Origin of the sequence: Promicromonospora soli, assembly GCF_014653785.1 — a bacterium.
Classification (GTDB): Bacteria; Actinomycetota; Actinomycetes; order Actinomycetales; family Cellulomonadaceae; genus Promicromonospora; species Promicromonospora soli.
In genome coordinates this window covers 376,789-402,785 of sequence record NZ_BNAS01000004.1, presented here as the reverse complement: position 1 = coordinate 402,785, position 25,997 = coordinate 376,789, and the positions used below count along the sequence as shown (strand labels likewise).

Here is a 25,997-nt window from a genome sequence, read left to right as displayed (position 1 = left end):
GATGACGTCGAGAGGGAGATGACGATGAATGACGCAGCGGCGGACATCGCAGCCGACACGGCACAGCACACCGCACTCGATACGGCCGCCGAGTCGCAGGCGCAGCTCAGCGCCGAGATCGAGGCCGGGCACCGGGCTTACGAGAAGGGTCTGCAGGAGGGCGCGCCGGAGGAGCTCGGTCCGCGGCGCAACTGGCCGCCGTACCGCAGCTCGCTCCTTCGACACCCGACCAAGGACCTGCACCACGCCGACCCGGAGACGATCGAGCTGTTCGCCCCCGTCTTCGGCGAGCGCGACATCGGGGCGCTGGAGGCGGACCTGACGGTCCAGCACAACGGCGAGCCGATCGGTGAACGGATAGTGGTCCGCGGCCGCGTGGTCGACGGGCAGGGGCGGCCGGTGCGTCGCCAGCTGGTGGAGGTGTGGCAGGCCAACGCCGCCGGCCGGTACATCCACAAGCGCGACCAGCACCCGGCGCCGATCGACCCGAACTTCACCGGGATCGGGCGGATGCTGACCGACGACGACGGCTGGTATCAGTTCCAGACCATCAAGCCCGGCCCGTATCCGTGGAAGAACCACTTCAACGCGTGGCGCCCGGCGCACATCCACTTCTCCCTGTTCGGGCGGGAGCTCACGCAGCGCATCGTCACGCAGATGTACTTCCCGGGGGACCCGCTGTTCCCGCTGGACCCGATCTTCCAGTCGATCCACGACCCGCGGGCGCGCGAACGGCTCGTGGCCACCTACGACCACGACGTCTCCCAGCACGAGTGGGCCACCGGATACCGGTGGGACATCGTGCTGACCGGATCGCACCGCACCTGGACCGAGCCGGAGGACGGCGATGAGTGAGCTGCTTCCGCCTACCCCTGGGCAGACCGTCGGGCCCTTCTTCGGCTATGCGCTGCCGTATGCGCGCGGCAACGAGCTGGTCGAGCCCGGCACGCCCGGCGCCGTGCGCCTGCACGGGACGGTGTACGACGGCGCGGGCGCCCCGGTGCCCGACGCGCTGATCGAGATCTGGCAGACCGACCCTGCGGGGAAGGTCGTGGCCCGCTCCGGTTCCCTGCTGCGGGACGGGACGTTCACCGGCTGGGGTCGCGCCGAGACGGACCGCGAGGGCGGCTACTGGTTCCGCACCCTGAACCCGGGTGCCACGGAGCCGGGCCGGGCACCGTTCTTCGTGGTGACCGTCTTCGCCCGGGGCCTGCAGGACCGGCTGTTCACCCGCGCCTACCTGCCGGACGCCACGACCGACGACGTCGTCGCGCTCATCCCGGGCCCGCTGGAGAACGACCCGCTGCTCGCCTCGCTCGAACCGGAGCGGCGCGCGACGCTGGTCACGGCGCGCGAGCCCGACGGCTCGCTGCGCTTCGACATCCGCCTGCAGGGGGAGAGGGAGACCGTGTTCCTCACGTACGACGAGGGGCCAGCAGCGGGCAAGGACGGCGTCGGTGCCTGACGTCGGCCTGCTGTGGCCGGGGGCGGCCGGCGACGACGTCACCGACGACGTCGCCGTCCTGCGGGCACTGCTGGCGGCCGAGGTGGCGTGGGTCCGTGCCCAGGCCGCCGTCGGGCGAGTTCCTGGCGCGGATGCGGACGCCGTCGGGGCGGCGTCCGCGGAGCTCGGCGGTGCTGCCGCCGAACGGCTCGCGCGCGAGGTCGCTCTCGAGTCCGCAGGTGGCGGCAACCCGGTGATCCCCCTGCTGGCCCGGCTGCGAGCCGCCGTCCCTGAGCACGCCGCGACGATTCACGCGGGCCTGACCAGCCAGGACGTGCTCGACACGGCGCTCGTCCTGGTGCTGCGCGACGCCGCGCACGCCGCCGTCCGCGATCTCGACCGGGCGTGCACGGCGGTGGCCCGTCTGGCGCGTACTCATCGCGACGCCCCGGCCCTGGGGCGAACGCTCGCCCAGGCTGCCGTCCCCACCACGCTCGGAGCCCGGTTCGCAGGCTGGCTCGGCGGCCTGCACGCGGCCCGCCGGTTCCTCGCGGAAGTCGCCGGGGCGCTCCCGCTCGCCTACGGCGGCGCGGCCGGTGAGCTCTCGGGCGTTGCCGGTCTCATCAACGACCCGTTTGTCCTCGTCGATGCCTGGGGCGCCGAGCTCGGCCTGCCCGTCCCGCCCGGCCCGTGGCACCCCACGCGCACGCCCATGACGCGGGCGGCGGCCGCGCTCGCCGAGACCTGCGCCGCGTTCGGGCACGTCGCGGGCGACGTGCTCCAGGGGGTGCGCCCCGAGGTGGGCGAGCTGCGCGAGCCGGCGGCGCCCGGCCGGGGGACGTCGTCGGCCATGCCGCACAAGCGCAACCCCGTTCTGTCCGTGCTGCTGCGACGATCGGCGATCGCGGCACCGCACCTGGCCGCGACCGTCCAGAGCGCGGCCGGCCTCGCCGCCGACGAGCGGTCCGACGGCGCCTGGCACGCCGAGTGGCCCGCGCTGCAGCAGCTCGCGCGGCACGCCGTCGTCACGGCCCGTCTTGGCGCCGAGCTGCTCGAAGGGCTCGAGGTCGACACCTCGGCGGCCGCGCGGAACCTGCACATCGCGCTACCCGACGCGCGCGGTGTCGGGGTCGCGCCCGCAATCGTCGACCGCGTGCTCGCCCAGCTCGCCGCCACGGAATCCGCCATGGAGGAATCATGACCGCCGCACCCGCACTCGGTGCCAGCGCCTACGCGCTCACCGACGGGTCCCGGCCGCTGCTCGTGCTCGGGCCGTCGCTCGGCACCAGCGTCACGGCGCTGTGGCAGGACGTCGTGCCGCTGCTGGTCGGCGACATCGATGTCGTCGGGTGGGACCTGCCGGGGCACGGCTCGGCGCCCGCACCCGACGCCGCCGACCTCGCTGGGCTGACGATCGCGGACCTCGCGCGGGGCGTGCTCGACGTCGTCGACCGGGCTCAGGCCGAGCGGGGCGACGCGGGTGGCCCGTTCTGGTACGCGGGCGTGTCCGTGGGCGGTGCTACCGGTTTGCAGCTCCTGCTCGACGCGCCCGAACGGTTACGCGGTGCTGCCCTGATCTGCACCGCAGCCCGGTTCGGCGAACCCGGACCGTGGCTGGAGCGGGCGCAGCTGGTCGAGGCCGCGGGTACGCCCACACAGGTTGTCGGCTCGACCCAGCGCTGGTTCGGTCCCGGGTTCGTCGAGCGTGAGCCCGAGGTGGTGCTGCGGTTGCTCGCCGGCCTCCAGACGGCGGACCGGTTCGGCTACGGCGCCGTGTGCCGGGCCCTCGCGACGTACGACCTGCGCTCGCGGCTCACCGTGGCCCCGGTGCCCGTCCTCACGATCGCGGGCGAGCACGACGTCCCCGCGCCGCCTGCCGCGCTCGAGGAGATCGCGCGCGGCGTCGGCGCTGTGCGCGTGGAGGTGCTCGACGGCGTCGCGCACCTCGCCCCGGCCGAGGCTCCCGTCCGCGTGGCCGAGCTCGTGCGCGAGCTTGTGACTGTCGGGGCTGCCCGATGACCGGCGGTGCCGAGTCGGTGCCCAGCGGCGCCGACGAGGGGATGCGGGTGCGGCGCGAGGTGCTCGGCGACGCGCACGTGGACCGCGCGACGGCGAGTGCGACGTCGTTCACCGCCGAGTTCCAGGACCTCATCACGCGGTACGCGTGGGGCGAGATCTGGACCCGTCCGGGCCTGGACCGGCGCAGCCGCTCCATGATCACGCTCACTGCCTTGGTCGCGGGCGGGCACTGGGGCGAGCTCGCGATGCACGTGCGTGCGGCGCTGCGCAACGGGCTCACCGTAGACGAGCTGCGTGAGGTGCTGCTCCAGACCGCGATCTACTGCTCGGTGCCGAGTGCCAACCACGCGTTCGCCGTCGCCCAGGACGTGCTGCTTGAGGAAGGGCTGCTCTGAACACAACTTGCCCGTCGGCGCCCGAGCCTGGCGGCGCTGGCCTGTCCGCCCAGGGGCGGCGCCGGTTGCGGACCGTGGTTACCCGACCTCCATCTGGGGCTGGGGGACGCCGAGTTCGTCGGCGAGCCGAGCGAACCGTTCCCATTCGGACTGGTCCTCGGTCTGAACCTGATACGAGACGGTCCCCGGCGTCCCGGTGACGACGACCTGCACGTGCCGGGCCCCGGCGTCGGCCAGGGAGAACGCGTCCACGACGTGCTCGGCCGTGACCGGTTCTGCCCACACCACGGATACCCGCTCGACGCCGTCGGCATCCTCACCGACGAGGTGTACGTGGGCATCGCGGTTCGGCCCAACGGGCCTGCCCGTCCGGAGGGCCACCTCGCCGGCCTCCGCGGGCGACAACCCCGGGTCCAGGTGGACGGTCGTCACCGACCACGTTGCACGCTCGCCATGCACGGGCGACCACTTGTCGTGCCGATCGACCTGCACCGAGGCGACGCCCTCCACCTGCTCCAGGTGCCACGCCGCCAGGCGCACGGCCGGCGGTGCTGCCCACGGCTGCCACACGAAAATCCCTCCGATGGCGACGATCAGCACGACCAGGATCAGCACACGAGGACGGGTCACGGCCACGATCGTGCCGGTCGGGGGCATCGGCGTCCACCAAAGCACCGCAGAGCTGCAGACCTGCAGAGTCAACGATGATCGGGCTGTGCACTGGGCGCGTCTAAACGCCGGTGGTGCCGTCGACGGCCTCACCGATCAGGTCGGCGTGGCCCTCGCTACCGTCCTGCTGGTACTGGGCCCACCAGGAGGGCTGCTCTATCAGGCCGGCGAACCTCAGGTTGAAGGACACCGGTCAAGCGTGCGCGAGCTGTCGATCTGCACAGCCGCGGCGGGACTACGATCGAGCGCGTGCGACTGTTCGAGAACCTGACCGCCACGCAAGAACCAGCCTGGCCAGAGCTGCAACGCCTCGTCAGCGAGGCGTCGGTTACCGTCGAGATCCTCGCCCCTGACGAGGCGACCAGCCGTCGCACACTCGAACAGCTCCAAGTCACGACCAGGTCGTTCCTCGGCGCCGTCGTCGTCCATACTGGCGGACTCCTGATTGACCACGGTTGGCTACGCGTATACGGAAGCCCGCCGCTTGGCGGCCCTGGCCGCCTGCCCGGCCTGGCCGCGATGAACGGCTTCCCGCCGGCACCCGATGCCAGTTGGTCCCTGGCACAAGGGCTCGTCGTCGCCCATGACGTCCTCGGCGGTACCTATGTCCTCAACGGGCACGACCCTGACGCCGTCGCACGACCAGGAAGACCTGGCGAGATGATCTATCTCGCACCCGACACGCTCCAATGGGAACGGCTCGAGGCCGGGCATGCCGCCTGGCTCGCGTGGGTGCTCGATGGTGGCTTGACCGACTTCACGGACGGACTGCGGTGGGACGGATGGGAAGCCGAGACCCGCAGCCTGACTGGTGATCGCGGCCTGAACTTCTTCCCGCCGCTGTGGTCCAAGGAAGCCCACGAAGACCTCAACGCCACCAGCCGCGCTGCCGTGCCCATGGCCGAACTGGTCGGGCTCGCTCGAGCGACTGCCGCCCAGATCGATGGTGCCGACCTCGGACCACTCGGAACGTTTGACGACCGTGTTTCTGATACCCGTTGACGGCAGGGCGACACCACGCAGTCCGAGGCGTCCCGAGACAGGCAAAGTCAGGCTACGACGCGGGGCGCAGTAGCCTCACGTCCATGAGCCTGGGTGTGTTGTACGTCGTGGTGACAGGTGCTGGAGCCGTCCGACAGATACCGTCGCGGCTTCTGCCGCTGGCTACCGAGCGGGGCTGGGACGTGCACGTTCTGGCCACCGATCAGGCGGTGCGCAGCTTCCCCGAGACGATGCAGCAGATCGCGGAGGTCCTGGGGCGTCCGGTACGGACGGACTTCCACACCACGGTCGGGTACTCGTTGCCCGACCCGGACGCCGTGATCGTGGCCCCGGCGACCTACAACACGATCACCAAATGGGCGCTCGGTATCGCAGACACCTACGTCCTGACGCGCCTGGCCGAACAGGTCGGCCGCAACGTCCCGATCGCTGCTGGGCCCTACGTCAACGCCAACTTCGCTGGTCACCCGACCTACCGGGGGAGCCTGACCATCCTCAAGGAGTGGGGCGTGAACGTGGTGGTCGGCCCGAGCGAACCGCACGAGTCGGGAGACGACGCAGCGGACGACTTTCCCTGGGAAGAGATCCTGGACACGGTGACGCCGCCGCCTCGCACGCGACGAGGAGGCCAAGGATGACCTTTGGCCTGACGATCCTCGCGACGGCGCCTGACACCTCCGACAACGAGATTCGTGTCCAGGCCCTGCGATGCGCCGCCGAGTGGGACCATCCGGAGGGCGACCTCGACGCGCGCATCGTCGCGTTCTACGAGGTGCTCCGCGGGGTGCACACGGATATCGGCCCGGCGTCGCGCAGCGAGGAGAATCCCTGGGCATCATCACCGCTGGAACACTGGAATCGACCACGTGACCATCAACCTGCGACACGGCTGGGCCGGCGACGTCGTCGACACCCACCGACGTGTGACCCGGCACTCGAGCCTCCTGAGGCCGAATCCTAAAGGGGTCGCGACTTCGTCCACAGCTCTTCCGCCACACTTCCCGGTCTGAACCCGAAGTGCTCCAGCATCGCGGTGGCTTCGGGAAAGTTTTCCGCGATCGCGTCAGGTGTGTGAGCGTCGCTGCCGATGCTGACCGTCCTGCCGCCTTCTTCAGCCCACCACTGTGGTATCCACGGCCAGAGTCGTCGCGTGTTCATCTCCAGGGCTCGTCCGCCATCGGCGATCGACCGCATCGCTGCTCTGAATGCTTCCTCGAACGGGCGCGGATCGAACGGTCCGACAGCCTCGGTAGGCCATTGGCGGATCGCGTAGTCGACGTGCGTGAAGACCTCGAAAACGTCCGAGCCTCGCACCATGACAGGGACCTCGTCCAGATAGCTATGCATGACTGCCGCCGGTTCGTGCTCACGGAAGAGCATGTTCGGTTCTGCGGCACCCTCACCGAGGTCGAGGGTATGCAGCGAGCCGAGAACCCGGTCGATCAGATCCAGATCGACGATCTCCTCTGCCTGAGCGCCGAACAAGTGCGGCTGTCCGAATTCCACTCCGGTGTGGATCCGGAGATCGGGGAAGTCGTGACGCATGCGGTCTATGGCATCGAAATAGCCTTCCGCGTCGAACGGGGGGAAGTCGACGCGGCCGGCACCGTTGATGAAGTCCTGCTGGTGTGGCATCAGATCCTCGGGTTCGGCCCGCCAAGTATCCGGAATATCGAGGTGCTCGGTGAAGAAGAGCGCTGGCAGCCCGATCTTCACGGCGTGGGCGCAGGTGGCGCGCATACGTCCGACTGCGTGAGATTGCGGGCCGCCGGTGTCCCACGACCACTCGCTATGAACATGACTGTCAGCCGGCAATGTCATGAGCCGATGCTGCCACCGTGTCCCGTTTGTCCCGATCGGGGGCCTGCCTCATCCGCCACGACACATCAGGATCGTCCACTCCCCACTCGCCGGCCAGCCTACGAAAGACCCATGCACGGACGAGGCGCAGCGCGCGTACTGTCCAGCGAGTGAATGAGCAACTTCCGGATGCAGTGTTGGCGAGCATCCTTGGCCAACCCGGAGGGCACCTCGTGAGCTGCCGGAGCGAACCGATCACCCGCAGCAGTGGTGCCGCCACTGAGGGCGTCAACCGGCTGGTCGGAGTGGCCAGGCTGGGCTCAGCCGATGTGCTGTTTCGTGTCATACGCAAGGCGTTCCGTCCGGTGCTGTCTGGACGTCACGCTTCCTACGCAAGCGATCCCGGCCACTGGGCGTACTGGCGCCGTGAACCGCTGGCCTACGCCAGCACGGTCCTACCCACCGGGCCCGGTCTATCGGCGCCGCGCTGCTACGGCGTCGTCGATGACGTCGTCTATCTGGCCGACGTGACCGGACGCGCCGAGTCCGCTGAGATCGCGGCGTACCGGCTCGGTGCATGGCAGGGGACCGCGTCGGTGCCGGACGTCTACTGGCTTTCCCGCCATCAGCTCGCCCAGCGCATTGAAGCCAGCAACCTCGACTGGGACCAGGTCAGCGCCGACCCTCGCCTCATGGCTCTGTGGCAAAGGCGTAGCGAACTACTCCACGATCTCGAGCACGTCCCACATGTCCTGGTCCACGGCGACTTCCACGACGGAAACCTCATCGCTGCGGACAACCTCACGACCGTTGTTCTGGACTGGGGCACACTCGGTGCCGGTCCCGTCGGCGCGGACCTGGCGGGTCTCGCTCTCAGCACGTGCAGCGATCTCCTCGACCGTTACGCGGATGGCCTGAACGGAACATTCGACAAAGCCGCCGTGGAGTTGGGGTACCGGGCCACCCTGACGCTCACCGGAGCTAGCCGGGTCCACTGGATGCTGTCAAGGGGCGTGCAGCCTTCCGACGAGTACGTGGAGTTCGTCCTGTCTCAAGCTCTCTGAGAGAGCTTGCCCTCACCTTCCCGCCAGGGAACGGAAGGCTTTCGATCGCGAGGCGCCGGAGCAAGCTCGGGCCGCGGGAGACGGCCAGACTGGACGGGCTGACACCAGGCCCTTCCCAGAGCAGGCCCAAGGCCGCCCGCACTCTTCCATCCCGCCGCCAACCCCTCGGACCTGGACTGACAGAGGGCCAACTGGCCGAGCTCCAGCACACCACCCACGGCTTCACCTTCAGCGTCGACCATGCCGCTCTACTTCGACTGGCCACGCCCGAGGGCTGGGTTGATTGGTTCGGCGACGACTCCGTCGTTCGGGACAGGCTCGCGTGGCCGGCTCCACGCCGGTGGTACCGACGTCCTGGCACAGAATGCCTAGGCAGCCCGAGTGTGCGGATAGACCGGCTCGCGATCCTGAAAACTCAGGATGCTCTGGTTCTGGATCACGCCGTCGTGGATCTCGATCGCGCGGGAGATGGTGAGATCCTTCGCCCACGCGGCCGGTCCTTCCATGACCGTGCGCAGGAACGGCAGGATCGCCTCGCTGATCTCCCATGTCGCTGAGTTCCACAGGTACGACGGGCTGTGGTCGACGGCGTAGTAGTCCACGCCTTGGCCGACTGTGAACATCGGCTCGTCGAACGTGGTGGGCCTCGCCCATTCGAAACCCATCCCCTGGTCACACGAAACGTCGATGATCAGGCTTCCCGAGGCGAAACGCTCCAGGTCCTCGGTCCTCAGGTAGGTCAACGGTGCGGCGACGTCCTGGAGCGTGCAGTTGACGACGATGTCGTGCGATGCCAGGAACTCAGGGAGCAGGACGTCGCCGGCCTGTGTAAGGACCTCGCTGAGGTGGGTCGGGCCATCGTCGGTGTTGAGCTGGGTGATGTGTGCAGTGTGGATCGGCGAGCCGACCGCCGCGACACCACGCTGCGTGAGGACCTGGATGTCGTGGATCCCGTGCGCCTTGAGCGCGGTCACGGCACCCCGCGCCGTGGCGCCAAAACCGATGACAACGGCGCTAAGTCGTGGCCCGTAGTCACCGGTCGAGCCGACCAGGCTTAATGCGTGCAGTACGGAGCAATAGCCGGCAAGCTCGTTGTTCTTGTGGAACACATGCAGGCTGAAGTCACCCCGGCGGGTCCAGTGGTTCATCGCCTCGAAGGCGATCAGCGTGAGCCGATTGTCGATCGCCGTCTGCGTCATTCCGGCATCCTGGACGCAGTGCGGCCACCCCCACAGAACGCGGCCCTCGGGAATCGCTGCCACGTCCGCCGCCTGCGGCTTGGGTAGAAGCAGCACGTCAGCGGATTCGAGCACCTCGGAGCGTTCCGCGACCCTACCCACGCGCGCCTCGAGGTAACCAGGTTCCAGCTGGAAGTCAGCGCCGTAGCCACGCTCGACGATCATCCGTGCGCGCACGTCCGCGTCGATCCGGTCCAAGTGATTGGGATGTATCGGCAGTCGCCGCTCGTTTTCCATCGAGGAGCCCGCAAGCAGCCCGAGGGTGAGCAGATCGTTGCTCGGCGAGGAGCCGTTCGACGACACGGTTGGGACAGCAAAGGAAAGGTGAGTGGCGTCGGAAATCGGGATTCCCATCATTGGGGAACCAAGGTCAGTTCCTGCCTCGACTGTACGCTGATCTCCCGCGAGGCATGACCGAGGGCCGAGCCCCAGCCGTCGCCACGGCAGTCGATCGGAGCCTTCCGGACGGGTCAACGTTCCGCTTCAAGTCTGAGCACCACGGTTCGCGGCCTGGTCGCCTGACCAGGCTGGCTACGCGGCTCTTCCGGCCTGGCGCACCCCGTGGTGTGCGCAACAGCCGGTTCACATGCCCGGCAGGGCCGGCATTGGATGCGTCGACGGGACATGTCGGCCGAGCGGATCCGGCCCGCCGACGCGGATGGCTGAGGCCGCCGTTGACGCCCTGTCACGCGCGGTTGGCGAGCCAGTTCTGGACTGTGGTCAGTGTGCTCATGTCGGGCATGCGGTCGACGAACTCGATTGCGTCCAAGTGGTCGATCTCGTGCTGGATGGTGCGAGCGACATACCCCGCGTAGTCCTCTGTGACATAGTCGCCATCAGGTGTCGTGTACTCGACCGTGATGTGGGCGGCTCGTGGGACCTTGCCCATGAGACCGGGGACGGAGAAGCAGCCCTCCCAGTCGTCGATCTCGTCCTGGGACCGGTTCACGATGACCGGGTTGATCATCGAGATGAGCGGGTGCTCGGGTCGGTCGGGAAATTCGTCGGTGCGACGTACCTCGACGACCGCGACCTTGACCGAGGCGCCAACCTGCGGGGCGGCAAGCCCGGCGCCGCTCAGTGCGCGCAGCCGGTCGACCATGGACTCGACCAGAGGCCGGGCTTCTTCGGCTGTTACCTGCGCGGTGGGCGCCTTGAGCCGGAGGTCGCCGATGGTGACGACGCCTTCTCTGGCGACACCAGCGATCCAGTCGCGGTCACTCTTGGGCAGAGTCGACATTCAGATTCCGTCCTGTCTCGGATGTGGTGGGGGCGGGAAGCTGTCCTTCGTAGGAATAGCGGCGCTTGGCGACCTGTGCCTCGAGCAGCCGGACCGTGCTGCGGTAGTCGCTTTGTCGGGTGAGTGGTGCGAGCGCGAGGGCTTCCTCGTGCTTGGCGAGCTGGACGGAGAGAATGCCCCGGTCGACCGCGCGGCGATTCGCACTGATGGCTTCTCGGCTCTGCCGAGTTCCGCAAGAACATGCGCCGACCTGTAGGCGAGGTAGCTGTTGTGCGGTTCTGACTCAGCGATGCGGTCGAGGTCCCCCAGTGGACGCGAGGTCAGATCTGAGATCATCCAATCGTTGCATGACGCTCGGCTATGGCCCGCCGGGACGCAATGCTTAGAGAACGCCATCTACGACCGTTCTTCCGCCTCTCGCTGCTCGACGGTGCGCAGACGGGCGTTCAAGTGCTCCAGGAGTCGGCGGGTCCATTCGATTACAGGGCTAGCCTCACCACGACGGTTCGCCCATTTCTTAACCTGCTCAATCTGCGACTTGACTCGATCTGACTCGGGGCCTGTCCAGAACCCGCTCGTGAATTGGCCCGCGAGAGCAGCAGCAACCTCGTCGTCCTCCCCGAACTTCTCCAGGAGGTAGCGCACGACCTCGGGGAGTTCCGCTCCGCCGACGGGAGCTGTCCACGCCAGTGTGCGCGCTCGATCGGCGTCCTCCCCAACCCACAACTTGGCGACATCGAGGTCGACAGCTGCTGCCAGCCACCCTCGGGCGGTGAACCCGACACGCCATGCTCCGTCAACGATCCGGCCCATGATGCCCGCCCACGCGTCGGGTCCCGCTGCTGCTATGGCTTGCTGAAGGAGTTTCATCTCCTCAGAACCTTCGTAGATCCTGAGCGCATCGCCATCGACGAGATCGATGAGCAGTTCGACCAGTGCGGACGGGTTGGACATGAGCTGCCGTCGAGCGAGCTGTGCCCAGTCCCAACTTTGCTGTCCGAGCTGTGGAAACTGACGACGCTCGGCTGCCAGCCTGTCGACGGTGGCGCGTAGGGGACCGTCGACCACTTCACGACCGTGCAGATAGAGGGCCACCAAGTCCACCACCGCGTTGTAGTCCGCCTGAGAACTCATGCGGGCCATCCAGGCGTCGACCAGCTCCGAGATCAAGGTCTGATCGAGTTCCCTCAGCCACCGAAAGAGGCGGACTGCGCCGTCACGCACAGACAATGACGGCAGCAGGCTTACCGCTCGTTCCCAAGCCCGATCGGTCGCGGGTCCTCGCGCAGTTAGGTCAAGTGCGGTGATGGGCGGCAGGTCGAGACCATCGATGAAAGAGTCGAATGCGTCCTCGTGGCCGCCCTCAACCTTTGCCCACAGGTAGCCGATAGCCGCTTCTCCTATCGACCCCGTGGAGACCGTGGAAAGATCGATGAGATAGCGGTCGCTGTCGCTCGCCAGCTCGGCAAGCAATCGGCCAACCTGATGCGCTGCGGGCAGAGACGGCTCTTGTAGCAGTTGGAGCAATGCGGGCGGACCGTTTTCGCCGAGCCGGTTTACCAGGGTCGAAAGATCTCTGGGCAGCACATCGGCCTGCCGGTCCCATGAATGAGTGTGAGCGAGCGTCCAAAGTTTGTCGGCGTCTGTTTCTCTGGGTAGCGCCGCCCTCAGTTCCTGAACTGCAGGCGCGCGCCCATCCTGGACGTCGGTGCGGTCGAACAGCGCTTCCAGGTCAGCGATCTCGCCGCGAACCACGCGCAGGCGAGACGAGTCAAGGGTCGCGAAAACGTCGCCGAGATGGCGTCGGTTAGCTTCGATCTCAAGGCTCGCGTGGATGCAGTTGATCAATGCTTTCAGGGCCGGTGCCGAAGTTTCAGGATCCTGGTCGTCACTCAGGCGACGGAGCAAGTCGATTGCTTCGTTCCGGTATTGCCAAGCGTCGCTGTAAGTGGCCGGCATACCTCTCGGGGCCACGATTGCGCCGCCCTGCAGTTCTCCCGACACGGCGATGGTCTCGTGAGTGTCCAGTGCGTGATCGGCTGCGCGGACTACAAGTCGTCTCACGCGGGGATCGGCCGAGTCTGCAGTACGTCTCAGGTATTGCATTCGCGTCTCTGGATCGGTTGCTGTGCCGGGAAGCATCGTGCCGAAGAGACCGACCCAGGTTCCGGACGAGTTGTTTGCGTAGTCCTCGTTCTCGTTGACCGCTAGGCGCAGGAGAAGGTCGGCTGACGCGACGAAGGTCGCGCTGTGCCAGGCAAGCTTTTCCAGCGTCCAGACCAGGTCTCGCCGGATCCCTCGCATCGCCAACAAGTCGCCGTCCGATGTGCCTCCAACTAGCGATATGAGGTGGTCGGTCACCGTGCCAGGCGCGAGAACGGCAACATGGGTGAGGAGGCGGCCGTTGCCGCCGTACCCGAGCCGCTCCCATGTTCCGAGCGGACCGTGCGGGGTGAGCAGGTGTGCAACGGCCGCGCGAACGACATTGGGATCGCCGATTTCAGTAGCCCGTCGGAAGAGACGCTCGGTGAGATCACCGTCGAGCGTGGGGAGCAGATCACGAACAATTGCTCCTCCAAACTCAGCCCATCCGCGATCGGCAAGGTACAGCGCGACCGGATGTGGCCCGACGCTGCGGTACCGACCCTGCTGAGACAACAGGCCTCGCTGATCAAGTGCAATGGCCGCACTACGCAGGTCGCGTTCGTCGATATTGAGGCCCTGTGCGACGACTGCTAGCTCTGACGCAACCTCACCGTCGAACCCGAGCCGACTAAACAGTGCCAGAGCGCAACAGCCTAAAAAAAGTGCGCCGTCAGGAAGTTGACTGGCGAGGAACGATCGCACATCGTTCGCAGTGATCAGTTCTTTCGCCGAAGTCGTTTCGTGCTCAGTCAGCGCTCTGGACGCTCTGAATGCATAGTCGACGTTGCCGGCCGCCACCTCGGTCACGACGCGAACGGCCTCGGGCCAGAGCGATGGCTGATTGGCACGCAAGAGCTCGTTCATGGCTTCGTCCTCCAGACCATGGATTCCGAGCATCGGCGACCGGGTTGACCGGCCCGATGGTTCTCCGATCGTGATCAACCGTAATGAGGTGTTGGCAGGAAGTACGCTCGCGTAAATGTCGTGCGCCTTGGCGTCACATTCATCTAGCACGACTATGGCGGTTCGTCTCTGATGCTGAAGGTCGCCAAGGTTGAGGGGCTGGAACGAGTCTGCGGCCGGTGCGTAGACGACAAGCGACTCGTATGGCTGTCCTCGCAGTGCCTCTAGGACGAGCCTCGTCTTGCCAAGCCCGCTGAAGCCCTCGACGTGGATATCCGGTGGCAAGCCACTTCCTTCAATGAAGTTCCGGATGCCAGCAATTTCGAGGCTACGTCTCTCCGAGGTAGTCCACTGGGTCATATGCTGGTTCGAGCTCGACCACTCGTCGAAGGTCTGACCGAGCCTGCCTATGGAACCGAGGAGGCGGTTGACCGCGAGTGCCGGGTACTCCTCGACCCACTGAGCGAGCGTGTCCGCCGTCAGAACTTCGATCGAGTCGTCAGTCAGCGCGATGCCCAGCTCCGTCGCCGTCGCGATCAGTGCGCCCCGCCGCCGACCGATCATCTGTGGCGTGAGGCTCTTGCCCAAGACGAGCCGGTACTTGCCGCCCCCCTTCAGCGTTTCAAGGGCCTTCACCGCTCCCTTAAGCTCGTCCCTGCACTTCGAGGGCGCCAGGTCTCCCGCCTTGAACTGCCAGGCGCTCTCGCCCTGGGGGACCCATCGAGTGGCAATTGAGCTCCGTAGCCCTGCGTCTACGCCACCGTCGGCGAGGTTGTCCCGGTAGGTCGTCTCCAACGCGGCACCTGCGATCCCGTGCGCCGCGATCTCGGTGGCGAGCAGTCGGTTGACGAACGGAGTGAAGTTCGCACCGCCGAGCGCACTAATGCTGGCGGGCTCGACCGCGAAGGGACCGAATGTCATAGAAACGTGTCCTTGGCCCCGTCGTCAGCACGGGCCGCGCTCAGGGCGGTAGCGGGCCTGTGCCTGTAGAGGTCGCTGTTCATTGCTGCTCCTGATCCGCTCTGACAGGACACCAGTTTGGGACTTCGGGAGGCGTCGATGTCGGAACCATACTGGCTAAAAAGGTGGACGATCGGGCGTCGCGAGGAGACCTGTCCTCCGCGGGCACCAAAGAATAACGACGCGTCTGGCCGAACACTGGTTCGCCGCACTACTGACGACGTGAGCGCGGCGTCACCGCTGCCCACCCCGGCCTGCTGTAGTACCAGGACCCGCTCATCTATCTGATCCTGGTCAATCCCAGCCGTGTTCGGTGTACGTCTTCTTGTCCCAGTCCGGGTAGCTCGTCGTGTAGATGCCCCAGCCCTGGTGCTCGTAGTACAGCGTCATTGCCTGGAAGTTGCTGCTGGCTTCAACCGTCCATGTGAGGCGAGCGGCGGCGGAGAGACCTGCGCGGGCCTGTTCTCCGAGCTTGCCGGCGAGGCAAAACATGTAGGGATTCCCCTCGGGGTCCTCCCAGAGTTCGTGCTGCACACAGTGAGTGTAGAGCGACCGGCCTGCCGCATGAGGGGCCATGCCCGGAGGACGGGCTACTACTCGAAGTGGAACTTCGCATCCGGGCCTGATGTCGGAACGACGAACGGAGAAGCCCCCGGGGCGATCTTGGTGATCTCCAGGCCAGAGAAAATAAGCGACAAGTTGTGCCCATTGGTTTCGATCAGTGCCTCGTGGAATGGCCGACCCATGTCGATTGACCACTCCTGTGCTTCGGGTGACGCAGGTATGAGTTGCATGCCCGGGTACAACGCCTGCCACTTAACTCCCCACACGTACGCTTCGCGCTCGCCCGACTCAATCCAAGCGTCGTAGTCGATCAGGTCGTCATCCTGCGAATAGAGCCAGACATCACGCCGAACGGTCGTCGTCACTGTCGCGCGAACACAATGGGTGAACCGGTACCGGATGTGCTCGGGCTCGATTCCCGTTCGTGGATCCGCTGTCGCGTAGATGTAAAGGTCGTAGTCACGCATGTAGTCGGTGAAGCCGTGGAAGACCAGGGCCTGGTCGAGCACCTCGTCAAACGCCTGCCGGATCTGCTGTTCGTCCACGGGGACACCCTGCACCAAGTGGCTCGCAGATGCCCGCAATTACAGCGACGAGGTCAGCAACCCCGTCGCGCAGGACTTAGGGCCATCTAGGGCCAAGCCCCGCCGCCCCCAGCCCTCCAGAACGCACGAAGCCCAGGTCAGAAAACGTCTCTGACCTGGGCTTCCGCACTCTGAGCGGGCGACGGGAATCGAACCCGCGTAATTAGTTTGGAAGACTAAGGCTCTACCATTGAGCTACGCCCGCGCGACCGTGGTTCGAACCACGGTGCGGGCCACACCTTAGCAAACCTCAAGCCCTGCGCAGGGTTCCGACCGCGTGGCGGGCGCCGGCGCGTGCGACCCCGGCCCAGTAGGGCCCGCGCCTCAGGGCGCAGGGATCAACACCTCCCGCACCAGCGCGTCGAGCAGCGCGTCGGCCTCGAGGAACTGACGCAATGTGCGACGCGACGGGCCGAACCCCGCGAACTCCTCGGGCGCGAGCCCGTCGGGCTCGTGAGCGGCGCGGAAGTCGGGCAGCGTGCGCGAGAGCGCGTCGAGAATCTCAGGGTCGACAGGGGAGTCGATGCGGGACGGTAGGGCGAGGCCGTTGCGGTTGATCGACTCCTGCCACTCGAACGGCGGCGAGATCACGAGGTCGCCGCCCACCAGCTCCGACAGGTGCAGGTGCGTGCGGAACGCCGCCGACAGGACACGGGTGCGATATCCGCGCTCCGCGAAGATCCGGTAGGCGTTCTTGAGCGCCGCAACACCCGCCCAGTCGAGGGCACCCGGCGGCAGGAGCAGGCCCTCGCGAGCTGCGACGATCTTGAGCCAGTCGTCGAGCCGGCCGCCCATGATCGTGGCGACGGCGCCCATCTCCTCGACCGGTAGGCCGGCGCGCTCGCGGCGGTCGAGACCGCGCTCGACGGCCTCGGCGACGGCCACCGCCTGTGCCACGGTGAACGAGACCGTCGCGTTGACGCTGATGCCGCGGTAGGTCGCTTCCTCGATCGCCTCGATGCCGACCTTCGTCGCGGGGATCTTCACGATGATGTTCGGCGCCAGTGCGGCGAACTGCTCGGCCTGGCGCACCAGGGCGGCGGCGTCCCGGTGCAGGCGCGGGTCGGTCTGGATCGACAGTCGCCCGTTCCGGCCGGCGGACTCTTCGAAGGCGGGCAGCAGCAGGCGGGCCGCCTCGACGCTGAGCTCCTGGACCACCGCCCAGCCGAGCTCGGACTCGGTGGCGGTGGGCTGCTCGTCAGCGAGGGAGCGCAGCCGCGCCGTCCAGCGCGGCAGGTCCGCCTCGATCGCGGCGAGCGCGATCACCGGGTTGCAGGTCGCGCCGACGGCGCCCCAGGAGATGGCCTGGCCGAGCTGCTCGGGGTCCGCCGAGTCGTTCCACAGGGCTGTCCGCGGGTGCTCGCGCGTCATGCGCGCAAGCGGGGTCTCCCCGCCGGCGCCGTCGGTCGTGGCGGTGTCGAGCGTCTGGGTCACGGGATCCTCCGGGTGCGTAGGCCGACGGTGCTCGTCCGCACCCGGGCCCGCATCGTCGCGGGGTTCGGCGTGGCCCCATTCGACAGTGCGTCCAGGCAACCTGTCAACAGAATGTCAGGACAAACAGCCCCAGACGTGCAGGTTGGTCCGATGACGTGTGCGTCCGACGGCGACGAGGGCGGGCTTGCGCCCGGTCAGCTCGCGAACAGCATCGTGTCGAACATGTACCGGGAGGCGCGGTAGATGTGCTGCCCGAACTCGATGCCGTGGCCGTTGTCGTCGTACGCCGTGCGCTCCATCGTCAGCAGCGCCGCACGCGGCTTCTCTTCGAGCACGCGAGCCTCGGCCGCCGTCGCCGAGCGGGCGCCGATGCGCTGCCGTGCGACCTTGGGCTTGGCGCCCCGCGCGCGCAGCAGGTCGTACAGCCCGTTCGACGCGAGGTCCTCAGCACTAGGGGCGATGTCCGGCGGCAGGTAGTTGGTGAGCACCGCCAGCGGCTCGCCGTCGGCCATGCGGAGGCGGCGGATCATGACCACCTCGCTGCCCTCCGGCACCTCGAGCGCCTCCGCGACCTCGGCGCTCGCGGGAACGGCCCGACGTTCGAGCACCTCCGTGCTGGGCTTGCGGCCGGTCTTCGACAGGTCGTCGTGCAGGCTCGTCAGCTCGACGGGCCGGCGCACGCGCGCGGGGGCCACGTGCGTCCCGACGCCGCGCTGGCGCACCAGGCGGCCGCGCTCGACCAGGTCCTGCAGGGCCTGGCGCGCGGTGGGGCGCGAGATGCCGAGGCGCGCCGCCAGCGCCACCTCGTTCTCGAGGAACTCGCCGGGCTGCATCCGTCCGTCCTCGATCGCTGCGTCGATAGCGGTGGCAACCTGGTGGTACAGGGGCACCGGGCTCGACCGGTCGAGGTCGATACGCAGCGTCTGGGGCACGGACAGCCTCCTTGTGGTCATCTACTCGTCCACGAAAGTCTAGCCGTCAGTGGTACTGAGGACGGGATGTTCAAATGTCAGGACAAAGGATTGACAGGAAGGCGGGTCGGGGGCAGGGTCGATACCTGCCGCACGGGTGGTGCGCGCGGATCCGCGACGATGGGGATGAGGCAGCATGACAGGACGCGACGACGCCCGGGCGCCGGACGTGCTCGCTATCGGTCGCATCGGGGTCGACGTCTACCCCCTGCAGAGCGGTGTCGGCCTGGAGGACGTGCAGTCGTTCGGCAAGTACCTCGGGGGAAGCCCGACGAACGTCGCGGTGGCCGCCGCCCGGCTGGGCCACGCCACCGCCGTCGTCACGGGCGTGGGGGAGGACCCCTTCGGCCGGTACGCGCGGCGCGAGCTCGGCAGGTTCGGGGTGGACGACCAGTACGTCGTGGTGGTGCCAGAGCTGCACACCCCCGTCACGTTCTGCGAGATCTTCCCGCCCGACGACTTCCCGCTCTGGTTCTACCGGTCGCCGTCGGCCCCCGACCTGCGGATCACGCCGCAGGACATCGACGTCGACGCCGTGCGGTCGGCCCGCCTGCTGTGGCTCACCGGCACCGGCCTGAGCGAGGAGCCCAGCCGGTCCGCACACCATGCCGCCCTCGCCGCGCGCGGCCGGTCCGGCCACACGGTGCTCGACCTCGACTACCGCCCCATGTTCTGGCCCGACTTCGAGGCGGCGCGCGAGCAGATCCGCGCGGTGCTGCCGCTCGTGACGATCGCCGTGGGCAACCGGGAGGAGTGCTTCGTCGCCGTCGGCGAGAAGGACCCCGAACGGGCCGCCGACGCGCTGCTGGCCACCGGCGTGCAGCTCGCAGTGGTCAAGCAGGGCCCCCGCGGGGTCCTGGCCAAGACCCGCGACGAACGGGTGGTCGTGCCGCCGGTCGCCGTCGACGTCGTCAACGGGCTCGGGGCCGGCGACGGCTTCGGCGGGTCGCTGTGCCACGGGCTGCTGCAGGGCTGGTCGCTCGAGCGGACGCTGCGGTTCGCCAACGCCGCCGGCGCGATCGTCGCCGCGCGGCTGGAGTGCTCGACGGCGATGCCGACGCCTCCCGAGGTCGAGCACCTGCTGGCCACCGGCGAGGTCCCCGCACAGGAGACCCGGACCCCCGTCGAGGTCCGCGAGCGCGCGACCGGTCCGTCGGGCGGCACCGGTCCCGGGGTTCCCATCGCGGGGGTCGCGCGGACGGCGCTGACCGTCGACGAGGTCGTCGAGCTGCGGCTGCGCGACCCGCGGGCGCTGCGCGAGCGGCTCCTGGCCCGGCCGCGGCCTCCGGAATCGTTCCCCGCTGAACGGTTCCTCGTCATCGCGGCCGACCACCCGGCGCGCGGCGCCGTGGCGGTGGGGGACGACCCCATGGCGATGGCCGACCGGCGCGACCTCCTGCGCCGCACGGCCGTCGCGCTGGAGCGGCCGGGCGTCGGGGGCTTCCTCGGCACGGCCGACCTCGTGGAGGAGCTGGCAGCGCTCGGGGCGCTGGACGGCAAGCTGGTCTACGGATCCATGAACCGGGGCGGCCTGGCCGGTTCGGCGTTCGAGCTGGACGACCGCTTCACCGGCTACGACGCACGCGGCATCGCCGAGGCGGGCCTGGATGGCGGCAAGATGCTGCTGCGGATCGACCTGCAGGATCCCGCCTCCGTCGTCACGCTGGAGGCGAGCGCCCGCGCCGTGGACGAGCTCGCCGACCGGGGCCTGGTGGCCATGGTCGAGCCGTTCATCTCCCGCCGCGTGGACGGGCGGGTTCGCAACGACCTGACGCCCGACGCCGTCATGCGCTCGATCGCCATCGCGTCCGGCCTGGGCCGCACGTCCGCCTACACCTGGCTCAAGCTGCCCGTCGTGGCGGAGATGGAGCGGGTCCTTTCGGCGTCGACCCTGCCCGCGCTCATCCTCGGCGGGGAGGTCACCGGCGACCAGGACGCCGTCATGGCAGGCTGGGCCAAGGCCCTCGCCCTGCCGACCGTGCGCGGCCTGGTCATCGGCAGGTCCCTGCTGTACCCGCCCGGCGGCGACGTCGCGGCGGCCGTCGACGAGGCGGTGACTCTGCTGTGAACGACCTGGTGCTCAGAGCGGGCGTCCCCGACGCGCGCGCCGGCGGCCCCGTCGCCGAGGTCACTCCCGAGCGGGCCGGCTGGAGCTTCAGCGGCCTGCTCGTCCACGAGATCGCCCCGGGCGGGCGCCTCGACCTGGAGCTCACCGCCGACGAGGCGGTTGTGGTGCCGCTGCGCGGGAGCCTGCGTCTGGAGGTGACGGACCCAAGCGGGCAGCGGCACGACCTGCGGCTGGCGGGGCGTCCGGACGTCTTCGCCGGGCCGGCGGACACGGCGTACCTGCCGGTCGGCTCGACCGTGACGCTGTGGCCGGACGGCGCGGACGGCGCGGACGGCGCGGACGCCAGGGTCGCCATCGGCACCGCGCGCGCCGGCCGGGTGCTGCCGGTGCAGGTGCTGCGGGCGCAGCAGGTGCCGGTCGACCTGCGCGGAGCGGGCCGGGCCAGCCGGCAGGTGCACAACTACACGATCGGCACCGGCGTCGAGGTGAACCGCATCCTGGTGTGCGAGGTGCTCACCCCGGGCGGCAACTGGTCCAGCTACCCGCCCCACAAGCACGACGTGCACAGCGACACGCCGGGCCACGAGGAGCGCGCGCTCGAGGAGATCTACTACTTCGAGGTCGCCGACGGCCCGGTAGGCCCCGGCCTGGCGTACCACCGCGTGTACGGCGCGCCGGACCGGCCGATCGACGTGATGGCCGAGGTCCGTACCGGGGACACGGTCCTGGTGCCGCACGGGTACCACGGGCCGTCCGCCGCGGCCCCCGGCTACGACCTGTACTACCTCAACGTCATGGCGGGCCCGGCCGACGACGGCACCTGGCTGTCCGTCGACGACCCGGCCCACCACTGGGTGCGCGAGACGTGGGAGTCGGAGCCCGTCGACCCGCGCCTCCCGCTGGGCAGGGTTCCGAGCCCTGCGCCCACGACGTCCCCGACCACGGAACTCACCGAGGAGCCCACGTGAGCATCAACAGCCCGAGCACCACCGTCCGCCTCACCGTGGGGCAGGCCCTGGTCCGCTTCCTCGCGCACCAGCACACCGAGCGCGACGGCGTGACCCAGCGGCTGTTCGCCGGGGCCTTCGGCATCTTCGGGCACGGCAACGTCGCCGGGTTCGGGCAGGGGCTGCTCCAGGCGCACGTCGAGGCCGCCGAGGCCGGGGTGCCCGCAGGCGAGCCGGGGCCCGACGAGCTGCCCTACCTGCTGGCCCGCAACGAGCAGGGCATGGTGCACGCCGCCGTCGGCTATGCCCGCACCAAGGAGCGCCTGCAGACCTTCGCGTGTACGGCGTCGATCGGGCCGGGCTCGACCAACATGGTCACCGGCGCCGCCCTGGCGACGATCGACAGGATCCCCGTGCTCCTGCTGCCCTCCGACGTCTTCGCGAACCGGCTGCCGGACCCCGTGCTGCAGCAGCTCGAGCACCCCGGGGGCCCCGATGTGACGGTGAACGACGCGTTCCGCCCGGTGTCGCGGTACTTCGACAGGATCTGGCGGCCCGAGCAGCTCCTGGCCAGCGCCCCGGCGGCGATGCGCGTGCTCACCGACCCGGCCGAGACCGGGGCCGTCACGATCTGCCTCCCCCAGGACGTCCAGGCCGAGGCGTTCGACTGGCCGGTCGAGTTCTTCCGCGACCGCGTGTGGCACGTCGCCCGCCCGGTGCCGGAGCCGGCCGCGCTGGCGCGGGCCGCCGAGGTGATCCGCTCCGCGCGGCGGCCGCTCGTGGTCGCGGGCGGCGGCGTCGTCTACTCCGGGGCGAGCGAGGCGCTGCGCGCCTTCGCCACGGCCACAGGCATCCCCGTCGCCGACACGCAGGCGGGCAAGGGCGCGATCCCCTGGGACCACCCGCTGGCCGTCGGGGGAGTGGGGGCGACGGGCAACGACGCCGCCAACGCGCTGGCCGCCACCGCCGACGTCGTCATCGGAGTGGGCACCCGCTACACGGACTTCACGACGGCGAGCCATACCGCCTTCCGCGAGCCCGGCGTGCGGTTCGTCAACCTCAACGTCGCCGCCTTCGACGCCGCCAAGCACTCCGCTGAGATGCTGGTGGCCGACGCCCGCGAGGGGCTCGCCGCGCTCACCGAGGCCCTGGCCGGCCACCGCACCGACGAGGACTACCGGGCCGAGGTCACGCGCCGGGTAGCCGACTGGCAGGCGGTCACCGACCGCTGCTACCACCTGGGGCACGGCCCGCTGCCCGCCCAGACCGAGATCTTCGGGGCGCTCAACGAGATGATGAGCGACGAGGACATCCTCATCAACGCCGCCGGGTCCATGCCGGGCGACCTGCAGGCGCTGTGGCGCGCCCGGACGCCGTCGCAGTACCACCTGGAGTACGGCTACTCCTGCATGGGCTACGAGATCCCGGCGGCGATGGGCGCCAAGCTGGCGGCGCCCGACCGGGAGGTCGTGGCGATCGTCGGCGACGGCACGTACCAGATGCTCCCGCAGGAGCTGGCGACCATCGTCTCCGAGCGCATCAAGGTGATCGTGGTGCTGCTGCAGAACCACGGGTTCGCGTCGATCGGGGCGCTGTCGGAGTCGCGCGGCTCGCAGCGCTTCGGCACCAGGTACCGGATGCGCAACCCCGAGACCGGCCTGCTCGACGGCGACGACGTGCCCCTCGACCTGGTGCGCAACGCCGAGAGCTTCGGCGTCGACGTGCTGGTCGCGAAGAGCGTCGACGACTTCCGGACAGCGTTCCGCACGGCCGTCGCCTCCGACTACGCGACGCTCATCCATGTCGAGACCGACCTGTACGGCCCGAACCCGCCGTCCTCGAGCTGGTGGGACGTGCCCGTGAGCGAGGTCTCCACCCTGTCCAGCACACGGTCCGCGCGCGTCGAGTATGACGCGGCCCGCGCAGCAGAGCGGCACTACCTGTGACCGTCCCCCGCACCGACTCCACCGACCCGACCCAGCACGAGCGAGGTTTCTCATGTCCCTGATCACCCACTGGATCCACGGCAAGCGGGTCGAGCCCTCGGGCGAGCGCACTCAGCCCGTCTTCAACCCCGCCACCGGCGAGGAGACCGCGCGCCTCGGTCTCGGCACCGCCGCCGACGTCGACCGCGCCGTCGCCTCGGCCGCGGAGGCCTTCGAGGCCTGGTCGCAGTACCCGCTCGGCAAGCGCGCCGCGGTGCTGTTCCGGTTCCGCGAGCTGCTCGCGGCGCATACCGACGAGCTGGCGCGCCTGGTCAGCCGGGAGCACGGCAAGGTCGTCTCCGACGCCGCCGGCGAGGTCGGCCGCGGCCTCGAGGTCGTGGAGTTCGCCTGCGGTCTGCCGCACCTCCTCAAGGGGGAGTACTCGGAGCAGGCCGCGACCGGCGTCGACGTCTTCTCGTTCCGCGAGCCGCTCGGGGTGGTCGCGGGCATCACGCCGTTCAACTTCCCCGTGATGGTGCCGCTGTGGATGAGCCCCATGGCGATCGCCACCGGCAACACGTTCGTGCTCAAGCCGTCCGAGCGCGATCCGTCCGCCTCGCTGTTCCTGGCCGACCTGTGGCAGAAGGCCGGTCTGCCCGACGGCGTCTTCAACGTCGTCCAGGGTGACAAGGAGGTCGTGGACGCGATCCTGCACCACGACGACATCGCAGCCGTCTCGTTCGTCGGCTCGACCCCCATCGCCAAGTACATCCACGCCACGGCGTCGGCGCAGGGCAAGCGCGTCCAGGCGCTCGGCGGCGCCAAGAACCACGGCGTGGTGCTGGCCGACGCCGACCTCGACGACGCGGTGAACCACCTGACCGCCGCGGCCTTCGGCGCGGCGGGTGAACGCTGCATGGCGATCTCCGTAGCGGTGGTCGAGGACTCGGTGGCCGACGCGCTCGTCGAGAAGCTCGCCGCCAAGGCCCGCGCGGTCAAGGTGACGTCCGGCGACCAGCCGGGGGCCGACATGGGCCCCGTCATCACGGCGGCCGCGAAGGAGCGCATCGAGGGCCTCATCGGCTCGGCCGAGCGTGACGGGGCCGAGCTCGTGGTCGACGGCCGCGGCCACACCGTGCCCGGCTACGAGGGCGGCTTCTTCGTCGGCCCGACGGTCATCGACCGGGTCGCGCCCGCGCACGAGGTCTACCGCGAGGAGGTCTTCGGCCCGGTCATCGACGTCGTGCGCGTCTCCGGCCTGGCCGAGGCGATCGACGTGATCAACGCGAACCCCTACGGCAACGGCACCGCCGTCTTCACGAGCTCTGGCGAGTCAGCCCGCACCTTCCAGCGTGAGGTGAAGGTGGGCATGATCGGCGTCAACGTGCCGATCCCCGTCCCGGTGGCCTGGCACTCGTTCGGCGGGTGGAAGGACTCCCTGTTCGGCGAGAGCCACATCTACGGCCCCGAGGGCATCAAGTTCTACACGCGCGGCAAGGTCGTCACGCAGCGGTGGCCGCACCGCGAGCAGCGCGCCGACGCCTCGTTCCACTTCTCCGGCGACTCCCAGAAGTAGGAGGACAAGACCCATGCGCATCGCGCTCATCGGCGCCGGACGGATCGGCGCCGTCCACGCCCGCTCGATCGCCGCGTCACCCGACGCCGAGCTCGTGCTCGTCGCGGACCCGGTGGACGGCGCCGCGGCGCGCCTCGCCTCGGCCCACGGCGCGGCGGTCACCACCGACGTCGGCGACGTGTTCGCAGACGACACGGTGGACGCGGTGGTCGTCGCGTCCCCGACCGCCCACCACGTCGAGCAGATCCTCGCGAGCGTCGAGGCGGGCAAGGCCGTACTCGCCGAGAAGCCCGTGGACCTCGACCTGGCCCGCGCCGACCGGTGCCTGGCCCAGGTGGGCGACCGCGCGGACCGCGTGATGCTCGGCTTCAACCGCCGGTACGACGCGGGCTTCGCGGAGATCCACCGCCGCGTGGGCGCCGGCGAGATCGGCGACCTCGAACAGCTCACGATCATCAGTCGCGACCCCGCCGCGCCGCCCGTGGGCTACCTCGCGGGGTCGGGCGGGATCTTCCGCGACATGACCATCCACGACCTCGACATGGCGCGGTTCTTCCTCGGTGACATCGTCGCCGTCCAGGCGGTACCGCAGCGCCTGGACCCCGCCTTCGCGGAGATCGACGACTACGACGCCGCGATCGTCACCCTCACCGCCGCCTCCGGCGCCGTGGCGATGATCATCAACAGCCGGCACTGCGCGCCCGGGTACGACCAGCGGCTCGAGGCGTTCGGCCCGCGCGGCGCGCTGCGCGCGGAGAACCACACGGCGACGTCGGTGGTGCTCGACGCCGCGGGATCCTCGGGCGGCCGTGGCCCGTACCTCGACTTCTTCCTCGAACGCTACGCCGCCGCGTACACGAGCGAGCTGGCCGCCTTCGTGGCCGCGGTGCGCGAGGGCTCCGCGCCGACGCCGTCGCTGCTCGACGGGCGCCAGGCGCTGGCGCTCGCCGACGCCGCGACCGAGTCCGCCCGCACGGGCCGCAGCGTGGCCCCCGCCCCGGTGCCGTCGACGGCGTCGTCGGCCGCCGTCTGACCCCTGCTGGACCCCC

At 69.1% G+C, this 25,997-nt stretch carries 24 protein-coding genes, 1 tRNA gene and 1 pseudogene; 15 read left to right on the top strand and 11 right to left on the bottom strand.

Annotation, left to right across the window (positions count from 1 at the left end; genetic code table 11):
• Positions 1-24: 24 nt before the first annotated feature.
• Genes pcaH through pcaC form a run of 5 tightly spaced genes read left to right on the top strand, consistent with a single transcriptional unit; the run spans position 25 to position 3,858 of the window.
• The gene (gene pcaH, locus IE250_RS14960) at positions 25-855 is read left to right on the top strand and encodes a protocatechuate 3,4-dioxygenase subunit beta (RefSeq protein ID WP_189670062.1); all 831 of its coding nucleotides are present in this window, start codon (positions 25-27) and stop codon (positions 853-855) included.
• Positions 848-1,465: a protocatechuate 3,4-dioxygenase subunit alpha gene (gene pcaG / locus IE250_RS14955; protein ID WP_189670061.1), complete on the top strand. Its 618-nt coding sequence runs from the start codon at positions 848-850 to the stop codon at positions 1,463-1,465. Before pcaH ends, pcaG begins: the two co-directional genes overlap by 8 nt.
• Positions 1,458-2,645, top strand: coding sequence for a lyase family protein (locus IE250_RS14950; RefSeq protein WP_189670060.1), 1,188 nt, complete (start codon positions 1,458-1,460; stop codon positions 2,643-2,645). Before pcaG ends, IE250_RS14950 begins: the two co-directional genes overlap by 8 nt.
• Positions 2,642-3,463: an alpha/beta fold hydrolase gene (locus tag IE250_RS14945; RefSeq protein ID WP_189670059.1), complete on the top strand. Its 822-nt coding sequence runs from the start codon at positions 2,642-2,644 to the stop codon at positions 3,461-3,463. Before IE250_RS14950 ends, IE250_RS14945 begins: the two co-directional genes overlap by 4 nt.
• On the top strand, positions 3,460-3,858 hold the full coding sequence (pcaC, locus tag IE250_RS14940; RefSeq protein WP_189670058.1) for a 4-carboxymuconolactone decarboxylase: 399 nt from the start codon (positions 3,460-3,462) through the stop codon (positions 3,856-3,858). The genes IE250_RS14945 and pcaC overlap by 4 nt, the downstream gene beginning before the upstream one ends.
• Positions 3,859-3,936: 78 nt before the next feature.
• Here the strand turns inward: pcaC and IE250_RS14935 are convergent, their stop codons facing one another.
• Both IE250_RS14935 and IE250_RS24860 read right to left on the bottom strand, forming a co-directional pair.
• Positions 3,937-4,488, bottom strand: a complete 552-nt coding sequence (locus IE250_RS14935; RefSeq protein ID WP_189670057.1) for a hypothetical protein — start codon at positions 4,486-4,488, stop codon at positions 3,937-3,939.
• A gap of 100 nt (positions 4,489-4,588) precedes the next feature.
• Complete coding sequence (locus IE250_RS24860) at positions 4,589-4,717, bottom strand: hypothetical protein (protein WP_268247831.1); 129 nt, start codon at positions 4,715-4,717, stop codon at positions 4,589-4,591.
• Positions 4,718-4,776: 59 nt separating this feature from the next.
• Here IE250_RS24860 and IE250_RS14930 point away from each other — a divergent pair, with 59 nt between their 5' ends.
• The 3 genes from IE250_RS14930 (at position 4,777) to IE250_RS14920 (ending at position 6,490) form a co-directional block, all read left to right on the top strand.
• Positions 4,777-5,529, top strand: coding sequence for a DUF2625 family protein (locus tag IE250_RS14930; protein WP_189670056.1), 753 nt, complete (start codon positions 4,777-4,779; stop codon positions 5,527-5,529).
• An 83-nt stretch (positions 5,530-5,612) separates the two neighbouring features.
• On the top strand, positions 5,613-6,167 hold the full coding sequence (locus IE250_RS14925; protein WP_189670055.1) for a flavoprotein: 555 nt from the start codon (positions 5,613-5,615) through the stop codon (positions 6,165-6,167).
• Complete coding sequence (locus IE250_RS14920; RefSeq protein WP_189670054.1) at positions 6,164-6,490, top strand: hypothetical protein; 327 nt, start codon at positions 6,164-6,166, stop codon at positions 6,488-6,490. The genes IE250_RS14925 and IE250_RS14920 overlap by 4 nt, the downstream gene beginning before the upstream one ends.
• Here the strand turns inward: IE250_RS14920 and IE250_RS14915 are convergent.
• Positions 6,487-7,350 (bottom strand): PHP domain-containing protein, encoded by an 864-nt coding sequence (locus tag IE250_RS14915; RefSeq protein ID WP_189670053.1) that lies wholly within the window; start codon positions 7,348-7,350, stop codon positions 6,487-6,489. The two genes, IE250_RS14920 and IE250_RS14915, sit on opposite strands and share 4 nt — an antisense overlap.
• 149 nt (positions 7,351-7,499) lie before the next feature.
• Between IE250_RS14915 and IE250_RS14910 the strand changes: the two genes are divergently transcribed.
• Positions 7,500-8,393, top strand: a complete 894-nt coding sequence (locus IE250_RS14910) for an aminoglycoside phosphotransferase family protein (RefSeq protein ID WP_229872475.1) — start codon at positions 7,500-7,502, stop codon at positions 8,391-8,393.
• Between the two features lie 368 nt (positions 8,394-8,761).
• On the opposite strand, the gene IE250_RS14905 is transcribed toward IE250_RS14910, so the two are convergent.
• From IE250_RS14905 to IE250_RS14870, 8 genes are all read right to left on the bottom strand, one after another.
• A complete protein-coding gene (locus IE250_RS14905; protein WP_229872514.1) occupies positions 8,762-9,868 on the bottom strand; it encodes a N(5)-(carboxyethyl)ornithine synthase in 1,107 nt (368 codons plus the stop codon).
• A 448-nt stretch (positions 9,869-10,316) separates the two neighbouring features.
• Positions 10,317-10,871 carry a peptide deformylase gene (gene def, locus IE250_RS14900; protein ID WP_189670052.1) on the bottom strand — a complete coding sequence of 185 codons (555 nt, stop codon included), beginning with the start codon at positions 10,869-10,871 and terminating at the stop codon, positions 10,317-10,319.
• Between the two features lie 396 nt (positions 10,872-11,267).
• Positions 11,268-14,840 (bottom strand): hypothetical protein, encoded by a 3,573-nt coding sequence (locus tag IE250_RS14895; RefSeq protein WP_189670051.1) that lies wholly within the window; start codon positions 14,838-14,840, stop codon positions 11,268-11,270.
• A gap of 333 nt (positions 14,841-15,173) precedes the next feature.
• Positions 15,174-15,413 carry a hypothetical protein gene (locus tag IE250_RS14890; protein ID WP_189670050.1) on the bottom strand — a complete coding sequence of 80 codons (240 nt, stop codon included), beginning with the start codon at positions 15,411-15,413 and terminating at the stop codon, positions 15,174-15,176.
• A 59-nt stretch (positions 15,414-15,472) separates the two neighbouring features.
• Positions 15,473-15,988, bottom strand: coding sequence for a YxiG-like protein (locus IE250_RS14885; RefSeq protein WP_189670049.1), 516 nt, complete (start codon positions 15,986-15,988; stop codon positions 15,473-15,475).
• A 173-nt stretch (positions 15,989-16,161) separates the two neighbouring features.
• A tRNA-Gly gene (locus IE250_RS14880) sits at positions 16,162-16,232 on the bottom strand.
• A 119-nt stretch (positions 16,233-16,351) separates the two neighbouring features.
• The gene (locus IE250_RS14875) at positions 16,352-17,461 is read right to left on the bottom strand and encodes a transaldolase family protein (RefSeq protein WP_308434141.1); all 1,110 of its coding nucleotides are present in this window, start codon (positions 17,459-17,461) and stop codon (positions 16,352-16,354) included.
• Positions 17,462-17,655: 194 nt separating this feature from the next.
• Entirely contained in the window at positions 17,656-18,393 is a 738-nt protein-coding gene (locus tag IE250_RS14870; protein ID WP_308434140.1) for a GntR family transcriptional regulator, read from the bottom strand.
• Positions 18,394-18,568: 175 nt separating this feature from the next.
• On the opposite strand from IE250_RS14870, the pseudogene iolC reads away from it, so the two are divergent.
• The 6 genes and pseudogenes from iolC to iolG all read left to right on the top strand — a co-directional run.
• Positions 18,569-19,525, top strand: a pseudogene (gene iolC / locus IE250_RS14865) (5-dehydro-2-deoxygluconokinase); the annotation flags it as partial.
• A 111-nt stretch (positions 19,526-19,636) separates the two neighbouring features.
• Positions 19,637-20,500, top strand: coding sequence for a Cgl0159 family (beta/alpha)8-fold protein (locus IE250_RS24575; RefSeq protein WP_444544354.1), 864 nt, complete (start codon positions 19,637-19,639; stop codon positions 20,498-20,500).
• Positions 20,497-21,468 carry a 5-deoxy-glucuronate isomerase gene (gene iolB, locus IE250_RS14860; RefSeq protein WP_189670047.1) on the top strand — a complete coding sequence of 324 codons (972 nt, stop codon included), beginning with the start codon at positions 20,497-20,499 and terminating at the stop codon, positions 21,466-21,468. The genes IE250_RS24575 and iolB overlap by 4 nt, the downstream gene beginning before the upstream one ends.
• Before the next feature lie 2 nt (positions 21,469-21,470).
• Complete coding sequence (gene iolD / locus IE250_RS14855; protein ID WP_229872512.1) at positions 21,471-23,393, top strand: 3D-(3,5/4)-trihydroxycyclohexane-1,2-dione acylhydrolase (decyclizing); 1,923 nt, start codon at positions 21,471-21,473, stop codon at positions 23,391-23,393.
• A 52-nt stretch (positions 23,394-23,445) separates the two neighbouring features.
• On the top strand, positions 23,446-24,948 hold the full coding sequence (locus tag IE250_RS14850; protein WP_189670045.1) for a CoA-acylating methylmalonate-semialdehyde dehydrogenase: 1,503 nt from the start codon (positions 23,446-23,448) through the stop codon (positions 24,946-24,948).
• Between the two features lie 13 nt (positions 24,949-24,961).
• Entirely contained in the window at positions 24,962-25,981 is a 1,020-nt protein-coding gene (iolG, locus tag IE250_RS14845) for an inositol 2-dehydrogenase (RefSeq protein ID WP_189670044.1), read from the top strand.
• Positions 25,982-25,997: the final 16 nt, after the last annotated feature.

Excerpts from the sequence above, each read along its gene's own strand:
- IE250_RS14920 (WP_189670054.1), top strand. The coding sequence starts at position 6,164 with ATGACCTTTGGCCTGACGATCCTCGCGACGGCGCCTGACACCTCCGAC.
- IE250_RS14915 (WP_189670053.1), bottom strand. The coding sequence starts at position 7,350 with ATGACATTGCCGGCTGACAGTCATGTTCATAGCGAGTGGTCGTGGGAC.
- IE250_RS14895 (WP_189670051.1), bottom strand. The coding sequence starts at position 14,840 with ATGACATTCGGTCCCTTCGCGGTCGAGCCCGCCAGCATTAGTGCGCTC.
- IE250_RS14905 (WP_229872514.1), bottom strand. The coding sequence starts at position 9,868 with ATGGAAAACGAGCGGCGACTGCCGATACATCCCAATCACTTGGACCGG.
- pcaC (WP_189670058.1), top strand. The coding sequence starts at position 3,460 with ATGACCGGCGGTGCCGAGTCGGTGCCCAGCGGCGCCGACGAGGGGATG.
- pcaG (WP_189670061.1), top strand. The coding sequence starts at position 848 with ATGAGTGAGCTGCTTCCGCCTACCCCTGGGCAGACCGTCGGGCCCTTC.
- iolG (WP_189670044.1), top strand. The coding sequence starts at position 24,962 with ATGCGCATCGCGCTCATCGGCGCCGGACGGATCGGCGCCGTCCACGCC.
- IE250_RS14925 (WP_189670055.1), top strand. The coding sequence starts at position 5,613 with ATGAGCCTGGGTGTGTTGTACGTCGTGGTGACAGGTGCTGGAGCCGTC.
- IE250_RS14850 (WP_189670045.1), top strand. The coding sequence starts at position 23,446 with ATGTCCCTGATCACCCACTGGATCCACGGCAAGCGGGTCGAGCCCTCG.
- def (WP_189670052.1), bottom strand. The coding sequence starts at position 10,871 with ATGTCGACTCTGCCCAAGAGTGACCGCGACTGGATCGCTGGTGTCGCC.
- IE250_RS14945 (WP_189670059.1), top strand. The coding sequence starts at position 2,642 with ATGACCGCCGCACCCGCACTCGGTGCCAGCGCCTACGCGCTCACCGAC.
- pcaH (WP_189670062.1), top strand. The coding sequence starts at position 25 with ATGAATGACGCAGCGGCGGACATCGCAGCCGACACGGCACAGCACACC.